Below are 11,590 nucleotides of genomic sequence, written 5' to 3' on the forward strand. Positions count from 1 at the left end.
AGTGAATTGAGGAGTACGAGATGGCTGCCATTCGAATCTACGAGCCGGCCCTGTGTTGCGAGTCCGGGGTCTGCGGAACCGACACCGACGCATCCCTGGTCACCGTGACCGCCGATGTGCGTCGGCTCAAGGACCTGGGCGCCGACATCGAACGCCACAACCTCGCCACCGACCCGACCGCCTTCACGACCGACGAGACGGTCCGCGGCTTCATGCACACCGTGGGCTCGAAGGGCCTCCCCCTGACCGTCGTCGACGGCGTCACCGTCGCGACCGGCACCTATCCGAGCCGCGACGAACTGCTCTGCTTCGCCGGCCTCGGTGACTCGTCCATCGTCGCGTCGAAGGTCGCGTCGAAGGTCGCGTCGACGGTCGCGTCGCAGGTCGAGTCGGCCCGGTCCGAGCTGGGCCTCACCGCAAAATCGGGCGGATGCTGCGGCGGCGCCTCCGGCTGCTGCTAAGCCGCCCCGATGCGATTCCTTGAGGACCCACCCCGCTTCCTGTTCTTCACCGGCAAGGGCGGCGTCGGAAAGACCTCGGTCGCCTGCGCCACCGCCCTCGACCTCGCCGGCCGGGGCAGGAAGGTGCTGCTGGTCAGCACCGACCCCGCCTCCAACGTCGGCCAGGTATTCGGCCTGACGATCGGCAACACGGTCACTCCCCTCGCGAGTGTGCCCGGCCTCTCCGCCCTCGAGATCGACCCGGAACAGGCCGCAGCGGCCTACCGGGAGCGCATCGTCGCGCCCGTGCGCGGCCTGCTTCCGGAGGACGAACTCGCTGGCATCATCGAGGGCCTGTCCGGTTCCTGCACGACCGAGATCGCGTCCTTCGACGAATTCACCGGCCTGCTCGCCGACGAAGCCGTCTTCGGGCAGTACGACCACATCGTCTTCGACACGGCACCGACCGGGCACACCATCCGCCTGCTGCAGCTGCCGGGCTCCTGGACCGACTTTCTCGAGGCCGGCAAAGGCGACCCGTCCTGCCTCGGCCCGCTCTCGGGGCTCGACAAGCACCGTTCGATGTACGCCGCCGCTGTCGCCGCGCTGACCGACCCGGCGCGTACGCGACTGGTCCTCGTCGCCCGGGCGCAGGCATCCTCGCTGGCCGAAATCGAACGCACCTACCTCGAGCTGAATCAGATCGGCATCGGCGGCGGTTTCGTCGTCGTCAACGGACTGCTGCCCGCTGCCGCCGGCGACGAGGACCTCACCCGGGCCGTCCGCGCCCGCGAGGGAGCCGCGCTGGCCGCCATGCCCGCCGCTCTCTCCCGCCTCCCGCTGGACGTGCTCGAGCTCAAGGCCGCCAACATGGTCGGCATCCCGGCGCTGCAGTCTCTCTTCTCGGCGAGCGCCGGGACGGGCGAATCCGACGAGATCGTTGAGGCCGGGGAACCCCTCCCCGACGCCCCGCTCGCGGCCCTCGTGGATGCGATCGAACGGGACGACCACGGCCTGGTGCTCTGCATGGGGAAGGGCGGGGTGGGCAAGACCACGATCGCCGCGGCCATCGCGGTCGCACTCGCCGAACGCGGCCACGCCGTGCACCTCACCACCACCGACCCCGCCGCTCACCTCACCGAGACCCTGCACGGCAGCGTGCCCGGGCTCGCGGTGTCCCGTATCGACCCGGCCTTGGCCGTGCAGACGTATCGCGACCACGTGATGGCCACCAAGGGCACGGCCCTGGACGCGGAGGGTCGCGCGGCACTGGCCGAGGACCTCCTCTCCCCCTGCACCGAGGAAGTCGCCGTCTTCCAGCAGTTCTCCCGGGTCGTCCATGAGTCGCGCCGGAAATTCGTCGTCGTCGACACCGCCCCGACCGGGCACACGCTCCTCCTGCTGGATGCGACCGGTTCCTATCACCGCGAAATGGCGCGGCAGATCGGCGACTCGCTTCCGTTCACGACACCATTGATGCGTCTGCAGGACCCGGCCCTGACCAAGGTCATTCTGGTTACCCTCGCGGAGACGACCCCGGTGCTCGAGGCCGAAGGTCTGCAGGACGACCTCGAACGTGCCGGCATCCACCCGTGGGCCTGGGTCGTCAACGCCTCCCTGGCCGCGGCCCGCCCGGCGTCACCGTTCCTTCGAGCACGCGCTTCGAGCGAGGTCGAACAGATCGACCGGGTGCGTCTCCTCGCGGATCGGATGGCCATCGTCGCCCTCCTGCCGGCGGAGCCCATCGGACAGGAGAAGCTGGCGGCACTGACCGCACTCAGCCCCCAACCGGCACGGTGACCGTGAATCGACATTCGTCGATAGAGTGGGAACGCGTCATATCGACGTTCATCTATTCATTTTCTGATGGTGCGGAGCCCCATGCCCTTCCCTGAAACCCCGACCGTTCCATCCGTCGCCACCCCGATCACCGCTCCGGCCCGTCTCGGGTTCACCGACCGGCTCCTCCCGGTCTGGATTCTCGCGGCGATGGGTTTCGGCCTCCTGCTCGCGGTCGCCGCCCCCGGCATCGGCACGCTGCTCGGCGCGTTCACGATCGGCTCGGTCAGCGTGCCGATCGCCATCGGCCTGCTCGTGATGATGTATCCGGTGCTCGCGAAGGTGCGGTATTCGGATGCCCGCGCCGTGGCCGGCGATAAGCGCCTTCTGGTCTCGTCGCTCGTGATGAACTGGCTCGTCGGGCCCGCGCTGATGTTCACGCTCGCCTGGATCTTCCTGCCCGACCTGCCCGAGTACCGCACCGGGCTGATCATCGTCGGCCTCGCCCGCTGCATCGCGATGGTGCTGATCTGGAACGAACTCGCCTGCGGGGACCGCGAGGCCGCCGCCTTCCTCGTCGCCATCAACTCCGTCTTCCAGGTCTTCGCCTTCGCGGCGCTCGGCTGGTTCTACCTGCAGATCCTTCCGGCCTGGCTCGGCCTGTCCACCACGAGCGCGGACTTCTCGATCTGGGCCATCACGGCGAGCGTGCTCGTGTTCCTCGGCATCCCGCTCCTGGCCGGATACCTGTCCCGCCGGGTGGGCGAGGCCACCCGCGGCCGGGACTGGTACGAGGCCCGGTTCCTGCCGAAGGTCGGGCCGTTCGCCCTCTACGGGCTCCTCTTCACGATCGTGCTCCTGTTCGCCCTGCAGGGCAGGCAGGTCATCGACCGGCCGCAGGACGTCGCCCGCATCGCCCTGCCGCTCCTCGTCTACTTCCTTGTGACGTTCCTCACCGGCTTCCTGCTCGGGAAGCTCATCGGCCTGCCGTACGAGCGCACCGCGACCCTCGCCTTCACTGCGGCGGGCAACAACTTCGAGCTCGCGATCGCGGTCGCGATCGGCACCTTCGGTGCCGGCAGCGGTCAGGCCCTCGCGGGCATCGTTGGCCCGTTGATCGAGGTCCCCGTCCTCGTCGCCCTCGTCTACGTGGCGCTCTGGCTCCGGCCCCGCCTGTTCCCGGCGCCGCGCAGCTAGCGCTCAACCACGACGAATCCCGCCAAGAGCGCAGGCCGAAGTGGCCACCCGAGCAGCGGCACCCGTCGTGGCCGTCGGCTTAGACGCTCGCGGGCAGGAGCTCGGCGAGGAGGGCCTCGACGCGCGCCTTGATGTCGTCGCGGATCGGGCGCACCTCGTCGATGCTCTTGCCCTTGGGGTCGACGAGCTCCCAGTCCTCGTAACGCTTGCCGGGGAAGATCGGGCAGACGTCGCCGCAGCCCATGGTGATGACGACGTCGGACTCGCGCACCTGCTCGGTGGTCATCAGCTGCGGAACGGCCTGGGAGATGTCGATGCCCTCTTCGCTCATGGCCTGGATCGCCATCGGATTGATCTGGTCACCCGGCTCCGAGCCGCCGGAGCGCACCTCGACGGCGCCGCCGGACAGGGCGCGCATATAGCCGGCGGCCATCTGCGAGCGACCGGCATTGTGGATGCAGACGAACAGGACGGTGGGCTTCTCAGACACGGGGGTTCCTCACTCTCGATGTCCTCAAAGTATAGACGTTTGTCTATGCTTTGAGAATCCCCCATCGTTTCTTTACCCGGCCGGGGCTAGCCGAAACGGCCGTTGACGTAGTCGGCGGTGCGGCTGTCGATCGGGTTGCCGAACATGGCGTCGGTCGGCCCGTGCTCCACGATGCCGCCGGGCGTGCCCTGGGCGGCGAGGAAGAACGCGCAGTTCTGCGACACGCGCTGTGCCTGCTGCATGTTGTGCGTCACGATCACGATCGTGACCTCGTGGGCGAGCTCGAGCATGGTCTCCTCGATCACCCGCGTGGAAGTCGGGTCGAGGGCCGAGCACGGTTCGTCCATCAAGAGGATGCGCGGGGTCACCGCGAGCGACCGCGCGATGCACAGACGCTGCTGCTGCCCTCCGGAGAGTCCGGAACCGGGCGCGCGCAACCGGTCGCGCACCTCCTTCCAGAGCCCGGCCTTGGTCAGGCAGCTCTCGACGAGGAAGTCTTTCTCATCGTTGGAGGCACGCTTGCCGGTGAGGGTGAGCCCGGCGATGACGTTGTCGTAGATCGACATGGCCGGGAACGGGTTGGGCTTCTGGAACACCATGCCGATGCTCTTGCGGGCGTCGACGAGCTTGCGTTCGGGGTCGTAGATGTCCTCACCGTCGAGGAGGACTTCACCGGCGAGGCTCGCGGACGGCACGAGCTCGTGCATCCGGTTCAGGATGCGCAGGAACGTGGACTTGCCGCAGCCGGACGGGCCGATCAGGGAGGTGATGATGCCGGCCGGCATGGTGAGGTTGACCCGGTCGAGCACCTGGCGTTCGCCGAACCAGGCCGAGACGTTGCGGCCCTCGAGGGTTGCGAGTGGTGCGATCTCGCGCACCGGCGGGCTGAAGCTCGCGTAGACCCCGGCATCCGCGGCAGACGGCCGCTTCAGCCAGGGCGCGCTGAAGCCTCCGAGCCGGGGAGCCTTGACCGGCGCGTCGGCCACGACCTCGGGCCGGGCCTCGGTCCTCGCCTGCGCGCGCTGCTTGCGGTCACGCCGGACCGGTCCCTTCACCGGCGGCAGCACCTGGGTGAGCTCGTCGTTCTGCACATTGTCGGTCATGACACTCGTTTCATTGGTCTACAGCAGTTTCGGGACTGAAGCAGGTTCGGGACTACAGCAGGTTCGGGAGGAGGCGCACGAGTTGGTCGGCCACGAAGAGCCCCCCGACAGTGACAACCGGAAGGAAGACGATCCAGGTCTTGCGGAGGCCGACCCTGCGGAACGCCCAGACGGCGGCGAGTTCGATGACCAGCAGGAACTGCAGGGCGAAGACGAGGGCCCACACCGTTGTGGTGTCGGTCGCGAGTTCCTTGTCCTGCAGGGGCAGGGTCGCGAAGGTGGTCTGGCGCTTGCCGGCGGGCTTCGTCTCGGAGACGAGTTCGGCATCCACGCGCACGACGCCGCTCGGCACGTAGGCCGGCCCGCGGGCGCTCTCGAGGATCAGTCGGCTCTTGCCTGCACCGAGGCTTGCGGGTGCGGGGTCGCCGGCGTAGCGCAGGCCGAGCACCGAGAACGTCTGCTCGCCCTGGCCGGTGATCACGGTGAACTGCTGGCCGGGGCGCAGTTCCTGCAGCCGGGCGAACGGACCACCGTAGGCGGCGGCGCGGCCCATGAGCACGCTGATGCCGGACTGGCCGGGTAGCGGCGTGTCGCGGCGATGGCCGGGGCCGGCGCGCAGGGTGCCGGAGTCTGTGCCCTCGACGACGATCTCGTGCACGTCGATCGAGGGGATGTCGAGCACGGCCACGGGTGTGCCGGAGGTGAGCAGCACCTTGTCGACGGTGCCCTCGCTGACCGGGGCCGTTCCCTGGGCGAGCTCGTACCGGAAGGTGTTCGTGAGCTGCTGCTGGGACACGATGTGCTGCAGCTGGCCGAGCACGGTCAGGTTGGCGAGGAACCCGAAGATGAGGATGGCGAGAATCGCCAGGGTCGAGCGGATGACCTGGTCGCGCTGGGTGAGCACGACCGGCGGCCGAGGGGGCGGCGGGCTACGCCGCGGCGGCGTCGGGATCTTCGGTGGTTTCGGCGGCTTGCCCTGGCGGCCGCGCTCCGGCGGTGTGCCGGGGAGTCCGCCACCACCGCCCAGAGTGCCCGGGCCGGGCGGTGACCAGTCCCGGGGTCCCGCGGACTGTCCCGCGAGGGGGTGGACCGCCTGCATCTCGGAAACGCCGGGCGAAACCGGCGGGACCCAGCCTCGCGGCATTCTCGGCACCTTCGGCACCGTGGGGCGTTGGGGACGACGGGGCAGCCTGGCTGTCGTCATGACGCCACCTCTTCCGCGAGTTTGGGGGTGGGCCGCGGTACGAGGAGCACGAAGCGGAGGATCAGGGTCAGCGTGCCGGCGATCGCGAGCGCGATCAGGGCGAAGTAGGGCGGGATGATGCTGAACGAGTCCCGGGTGACGGGCGAGAGCGCCGTGCCGCCGATGTCCGCGGGAGGCGTCATGGTGACGTGACCCTTGAACCAGGCCCACTGGCCGACGTCCCGAATGGTGGCCGAGACGGTGCGGGTCTCATTGGGGGCGAGGCTGTCGATACTGACCTTGTCGACGATGGCGACGGGGAGGTCGACCGCGTTGTCGAGCCAGAAGCGCAGGCTCGAGGTGATCGGGGCATCCGTGATGTTGCGCATCGTGAAGTCGAGCACCATGGTGCCGCCGCCCGGCCCGGCCTCAGAATCGATGCGCGTCGTGAGGCCGCTCACGTAGAAGACGCCCGCGATCCTGGTCGGGTTCGCGCCGAGCGCCGAGGCCGCGGCGGCGGTGTCCTTGATCGTCGTTTGGGTCACCGCGGGCACGGCCACGGATTTCACCGGGTTCGTGACGGCCGGGGTCGTCGTCGCCCGGCTCGACGGCCCGACGACACCCACGCTGATGCCCACACCGTTCGGGTCATCCGTCGCCGCCTGTGCACTCATGGCGAGTCCGGCCAGGCCCGCCACCGGCGCGAACGCGATGAGGGCCACGACCAGAATCAGGCGCGCGTGAGCGGATGTGAGCACAGTCAAGTTAGTCCATTCGAGGTTTCGGCGAGCTGACGGGCGGGCAAACAAGAGGCAAACACAGCAGGAAACCGAGCCTCGCTCATTCCGTGCCGTACGAGCGCGACAGGATAGAGTCGGCGACCGGCCGGCTACTGGGAAACGAGGGTGAGGGAGAGGGTGGATCGGTAGGTGCCGACTGACTTCTCGGGCGGCGCGACGAAAGTGAGGCCGGCGTTGAGCACCGTCGTGCCCACGGTCTGGGCCGGGGCGGCCACGGCGAGGTTCATCGGATACGTCGCCGAACCCGCGGTCTGGGCGGTGACGAGGCTCACCCCGGTGGCGTCGGTGCTGACCAGCTGCGGCGCGAGCCCGAGCTGGGAAGCACCGATCACGCTGCCGTCCGCGGCGTTCACGAAGTCGGCGACATCGGCCGACAGGATCCAGCCTTCCTGGGTGAGCACCCGGGAGTCGCTGACCGCGAAGCTGCCCAGGACACCGGTGGTCGTCGACCGGTTCGAGACCAGCACCGGGGCATTGAACGCGGCGACGGCAGCGGCGGGCACGACGAGGCTGAGCACGCCGTTGGTGTCGCTCGTCGTTGCAGATCCGATTGTTCCGGCGTCCGTCACGGCGAAGGATGCCGCCACCTGGCTGAACGGGTCGTCCGCGGCCGTGGTGCCGATCACCTCGATGGTGTGTCCTCCGGCCTCGAGGTCGGGGGGAAGGGTGCCGCTGCCTGCGAAGTCACCGGCAGCGTCGGCGTTTCCGCTGATCAGCAGGAACGGAGTGGAGTGCACCCAGACCTCGACGTGCGAAAACGGCTTGAGCCCGCGGATGGTGACGTACACCGGCGCCGAATCGACCCGCGAGCCGACCGGGAGCACACAGTGGATCTCGACGGGCCCGTTCGGAAGCTTGTCGGCCACACTCACCGTGAGCGCGACCACCCCACTGTCATCGGCCTGCGCCACGGACGAGATGGAGACCGTCCCGACCAGAGCAAGCAGGGCGACCAGTGCGCCGGTGATGAGAGTCGAACGGATGGGCAGTTGGAACATGTGTTTCCCCGATGGATCCTGGTGCGGTGGAGCTGCGGTGCCTGGGTGAAACTGCAGGGCAGTGGAGCAAGGCGTGCGGAGGTGCAGTGGTTACGGTGTCGGGTTGTGCGCGGCGGCGCCGTCCGCGCTGGCGCCCACGAGGGCCTCTTCGCGAGCCTTGCGGCGCGCTTCCGCCTCGGTGTATTCGATCCACGCCGCAGCCCGGGTCGAGTCGCGCTTGCGGCTGAGCCTCACGATGAGCCAGGTCACGGCCGCGACGAGAAGGAGGAGCAGGAAGGCCCACGGCACCACGACGAGGCTCGAGTCGCGTTCCGCGGTCGGCAGGGCTCCTGGGTTGAGTGCGTCGGGGTCGATCGTGCCGACGAGGGAGACATGCGGGTTGAGGTAGACCCAGGCGCCGACGCCGGAGACGGTCAGCGTCACGGTGCGGGAACTTCCCGGAAGCATCTCCGAGATCTCCTGGTCAGTCAGCCCGGACAGGGGGATGCCGAAGATGCCCTTGACCTGGGAGACCGTATTGGCCCCAAGGGACACGTTGCCGGTGTTGGTGAGGCTCACTCGGATCTTCGTGTCGCCGGCGAAGGGGTTGATGCTGCCCTCATAGGCGGATTCAATGCTGCTGATCGTCAGCGCCGGCTGCAGGAGACCCTTGACGCGCACATACAGGCGGATGGCGACGCGCCGGTCGACCGAGACCTGCCCGGCCGGGGAGAGGGCCGAGACGACGATGCCGCCGGCGTGGTCGCCGGGCTTCGCCTCGGCCGGGGTCTTCATTGTGAACGGGAGCACCTGCTGGGCGCCCGGTTCCAGGGTGACCGAGACACGGCCGGTACCGTTCTCGAAGGTGACCCAGCTGCCGGCATCCTTGGGGGCTTCACTGCCTTCGAGGAGGGCGAACGTGCCGTCCTCGGCGTTGTACGCGTCGGTGGCGTAGACGGTGACGGCCTGCGTGGTCGTACCGGTGTTCTCGACGAGGTATTCGTCGTTGATGACCTGGCCCGGATCGACCTGGTAGGTGAAACGCGATCGGTCCTGGTCCACGCCGCCGTTGGACGACGGGGCCCCGGCGATGCCGTCGGAACCGTCCGCGGCCCAGGCACCCGCGACTCCGAGGGTCAGGGTCAGTCCGAGGGTTACCAGCACTCCGGCGGCACCGAGGGCGACGCTGCGGGAGAGGGAGTGGCGGGGAATCACGATCGGCGTTCTCTTTTCTGCGGGCGGATCCGAAATCTTGGGGGTGGAGCGGAATGCGGAGTGGTGCTGAGGAAAGGGAGGGACGGCGCGGGCGCCGCCCCTCCCCCTCTACTCGGGTAGCGCTACTACTTCGAGACGACCGTGAGGGTCAGCGTCGACGTGTAGGTGCCGGCCGCCTTCTCCTGCGGTGCGACGAAGGTCAGGCCGGCGTTGAGAACGCTGTCGCCGACCGTGTTGGCTGCCGCGCCGGAGGCGAAGGCGGCCGGGTAGGACGCCGAACCGGCGACCTGGGCTGCGGCGGCGGTGACGCCGGTCGCGGAGGTGCCGGCAACGGTGACCGACGGGGCGAGGCCGAGCTGGACCTTGCTGATGGTGCTGGTCGCGTCGGTTGAGTTGACGAAGTTCGCAACGTTCGCGGACAGGTCCCAGCCGTTGCGGGAGACGACGCGGCCGTCGTTGACCGTGACGGCACCGAGGGTACCGACCGTGGTCGACTTGTTGTTCACGAGCGACGGAGCGGAGAACGTCGCCGCGGCGCCGGCCGGAACCGTGAGGGCGAGCGCACCGTTGGTGGCGTTCGCGGTGGTCGGCGCGAGAGCGACGGTACCGGTCGTGCCGGCCGGGGCGGTCGGGGTCGGGGTCGGGGTGGCGGTCGGCGTCGTGACGACGTCGGTCGTGGCGGAGGCCGTGAAGGCACCGGTCACCGGCGTGACCGAGATCGAACGGAAGAACGCGGAGGTGACCGCGACACCGTTCAGGTTGGTGCAGGCAATGCCGAGGCTGTAGTTTCCACCGGCGGCCTTAGCGGCGCCCTGGGCGCCGTTGTACAGCGAAACCGGGGTGATGAACGGGTTCAGCACGTTGAGGGTGGCACCGTTGAAGCCGAGGGGGGCGTATGCCTTCCAGGTGCCAGGGACCGTCTCTGTGCCGGGGGCCGAGAGGAACGCGAAGATTCCGGTGGTGCCGACGGGGCAGGCGAACTCTCCGCTGGGGTCGTTGTTGACCGAGGAACCGATCATGTCATCGCCCCACCCCAGGCTGGCGCCGTCGACAAGCGGAATGCCGTTGCCGTCGTAGAGGTAGAGGGGTGCTGCGGAGCCGTTGGTCTGGGTGGTGGCCGAGGCGACCATGGAGGCGCCGGCAACGAGGGCGAGGGAGACGACGCCGACAGCGGCGAAGCGGAGCTTGTTGTTGAGCTTCATGAGATTCAAATACCTTTTCTGGAAGTAGGTCGGGCTACTTGGAGATGCGGACAGCGGTGGTGGTGGAGGGTGCCAGGATGCCGAACTTCTTCTTCAGCGAACCGGCCTTGGAGGCGAGGGAGGTCTGCGAGTTGGTCAGGCTGGTGCTCTTGGTCGGGTCAAGCAGGCCGGCCAGTGTGGCGTCGTAGGAGGCGTTGGTCGGGTCGACGCGGGCGTACTGCACGACCAGGTAGGTGTCGCGACCCCAGACGGAGTCAGCATAGTAAGTGGCGTTCGGGACCATCGAGGTGCCGGTGCCGGTGACGGGGGTGGTGCCGGCAACGAGCGAGCCGAGAACCGTGGTGTCCTTCTTCTTGGGGTAGCTGGCACCGGTGTTCATGGCGACCCAACGAGAGACCGACATCGGCATGATCTGGTTGATGCCGAGGTTGGACGCGTCGTGCTCCTGGCCGGTCTGGACACAGGAACCGAGAGTGGCGTCGGTGACGCCGATCTTGGCCATGAAGTCCTTGCGGGTGCCGGAACCGGCCTGCGGGATGATCGGGGTGACCGTGACGCCGCCGAGGGTGGTGACGCTGCAGGTGTAGAGGCTCGTCATGGTCGCGGTGTCGATCGTGTCGATGCCGGTCGCGGTAGAGCCATTGTCGTAGGCGTAGGCGATGGCGTCACGGCCGAAGGGAACCTGGATCAGGCTTCCGGCGGCGTCGACGGTGCCGGAGCCCGAGGAACGCGCGATGTCAACCTGACCGCTGATCACGACAGCGGCAGGCGCGCCGACCGTACCAGACGTGTATGCCGCGCCATCGATGGAGCGGAGGAGCGCCGTGCGACCGTCACCCGACCCGTTCGGGCGTCCAAAGCGCACGCCTGAGGATTTCGTGGTGATGTAGGCCGTGCCGGTCGCGTCGAACGATCCGATGGTCGCGCCACCTGCGGTCGTCGAGCGAACCGAAGATCCGGAGAGCGAGGATCCGTTGGCCAGGGCGCTGACCACGTCTTCCAAGGTGTCCGAGCCGACGGCGACGTAGCTGTTGGAAACGGGCTCGGCGTTGGCCGGCGTCGCGATGGCGAAACCGGTGAGGGCGACGCCGACGGTCGCGCAGAGCGCAATTGCCTTCTTCGAAATCACTGTGATGATGCCTTTCGGGTGTACTGCATGAGACGAACCCGGGCGGGAACGTCTTTCCTGATGTCTGGTCCCAAG

11 protein-coding genes are annotated in these 11,590 nt (G+C 68.4%); 3 read left to right on the top strand and 8 right to left on the bottom strand.

The genetic code is table 11. The features are described from left to right. The first annotated feature begins 20 nt into the window (after window positions 1-20). The 3 genes from arsD to arsB all read left to right on the top strand — a co-directional run bounded on the left by arsD (window position 21) and on the right by arsB (window position 3,416). Window positions 21-461, top strand: a complete 441-nt coding sequence (gene arsD / locus E3O50_RS18115) for an arsenite efflux transporter metallochaperone ArsD (RefSeq protein ID WP_134558195.1) — start codon at window positions 21-23, stop codon at window positions 459-461. Window positions 462-470: 9 nt separating this feature from the next. After that, window positions 471-2,240 (top strand): arsenical pump-driving ATPase, encoded by a 1,770-nt coding sequence (gene arsA, locus E3O50_RS18120; protein WP_134558194.1) that lies wholly within the window; start codon window positions 471-473, stop codon window positions 2,238-2,240. A gap of 81 nt (window positions 2,241-2,321) precedes the next feature. After that, the gene (gene arsB / locus E3O50_RS18125; RefSeq protein WP_134558193.1) at window positions 2,322-3,416 is read left to right on the top strand and encodes an ACR3 family arsenite efflux transporter; all 1,095 of its coding nucleotides are present in this window, start codon (window positions 2,322-2,324) and stop codon (window positions 3,414-3,416) included. A 79-nt stretch (window positions 3,417-3,495) separates the two neighbouring features. On the opposite strand, the gene E3O50_RS18130 is transcribed toward arsB, so the two are convergent. The 8 genes from E3O50_RS18130 to E3O50_RS18165 form a co-directional block, all read right to left on the bottom strand. Then, complete coding sequence (locus E3O50_RS18130) at window positions 3,496-3,906, bottom strand: arsenate reductase ArsC (protein ID WP_134558192.1); 411 nt, start codon at window positions 3,904-3,906, stop codon at window positions 3,496-3,498. Window positions 3,907-3,992: 86 nt separating this feature from the next. Further along, the gene (locus tag E3O50_RS18135; protein ID WP_198413438.1) at window positions 3,993-4,775 is read right to left on the bottom strand and encodes a phosphate ABC transporter ATP-binding protein; all 783 of its coding nucleotides are present in this window, start codon (window positions 4,773-4,775) and stop codon (window positions 3,993-3,995) included. A 286-nt stretch (window positions 4,776-5,061) separates the two neighbouring features. Next, window positions 5,062-6,213, bottom strand: a complete 1,152-nt coding sequence (locus E3O50_RS18140) for a sortase (protein ID WP_241975207.1) — start codon at window positions 6,211-6,213, stop codon at window positions 5,062-5,064. Next, window positions 6,210-6,950 carry a hypothetical protein gene (locus E3O50_RS18145; protein WP_134564586.1) on the bottom strand — a complete coding sequence of 247 codons (741 nt, stop codon included), beginning with the start codon at window positions 6,948-6,950 and terminating at the stop codon, window positions 6,210-6,212. Before E3O50_RS18145 ends, E3O50_RS18140 begins: the two co-directional genes overlap by 4 nt. 131 nt (window positions 6,951-7,081) lie before the next feature. After that, window positions 7,082-7,990, bottom strand: coding sequence for a hypothetical protein (locus tag E3O50_RS18150; RefSeq protein ID WP_134558190.1), 909 nt, complete (start codon window positions 7,988-7,990; stop codon window positions 7,082-7,084). A 90-nt stretch (window positions 7,991-8,080) separates the two neighbouring features. Next, on the bottom strand, window positions 8,081-9,184 hold the full coding sequence (locus tag E3O50_RS18155; protein ID WP_166790584.1) for a DUF916 domain-containing protein: 1,104 nt from the start codon (window positions 9,182-9,184) through the stop codon (window positions 8,081-8,083). Window positions 9,185-9,309: 125 nt separating this feature from the next. After that, window positions 9,310-10,386 carry a hypothetical protein gene (locus E3O50_RS19275; protein WP_166790583.1) on the bottom strand — a complete coding sequence of 359 codons (1,077 nt, stop codon included), beginning with the start codon at window positions 10,384-10,386 and terminating at the stop codon, window positions 9,310-9,312. A gap of 34 nt (window positions 10,387-10,420) precedes the next feature. Further along, window positions 10,421-11,515: a hypothetical protein gene (locus E3O50_RS18165; RefSeq protein ID WP_134558188.1), complete on the bottom strand. Its 1,095-nt coding sequence runs from the start codon at window positions 11,513-11,515 to the stop codon at window positions 10,421-10,423. Window positions 11,516-11,590 lie beyond the last annotated feature (75 nt).

The sequence above is a fragment of the Cryobacterium sp. MDB1-18-1 genome (assembly GCF_004402735.1).
In the GTDB taxonomy this organism is placed as follows: domain Bacteria; phylum Actinomycetota; class Actinomycetes; order Actinomycetales; family Microbacteriaceae; genus Cryobacterium; species Cryobacterium glucosi.

Bases quoted from the DNA above. Each gene is read 5' to 3' on its own strand.
- arsD (WP_134558195.1), top strand. From the start codon at position 21: ATGGCTGCCATTCGAATCTACGAGCCGGCCCTGTGTTGCGAGTCCGGG.
- arsA (WP_134558194.1), top strand. From the start codon at position 471: ATGCGATTCCTTGAGGACCCACCCCGCTTCCTGTTCTTCACCGGCAAG.
- arsB (WP_134558193.1), top strand. From the start codon at position 2,322: ATGCCCTTCCCTGAAACCCCGACCGTTCCATCCGTCGCCACCCCGATC.
- E3O50_RS18140 (WP_241975207.1), bottom strand. From the start codon at position 6,213: ATGACGACAGCCAGGCTGCCCCGTCGTCCCCAACGCCCCACGGTGCCG.
- E3O50_RS18150 (WP_134558190.1), bottom strand. From the start codon at position 7,990: ATGTTCCAACTGCCCATCCGTTCGACTCTCATCACCGGCGCACTGGTC.
- E3O50_RS19275 (WP_166790583.1), bottom strand. From the start codon at position 10,386: ATGAAGCTCAACAACAAGCTCCGCTTCGCCGCTGTCGGCGTCGTCTCC.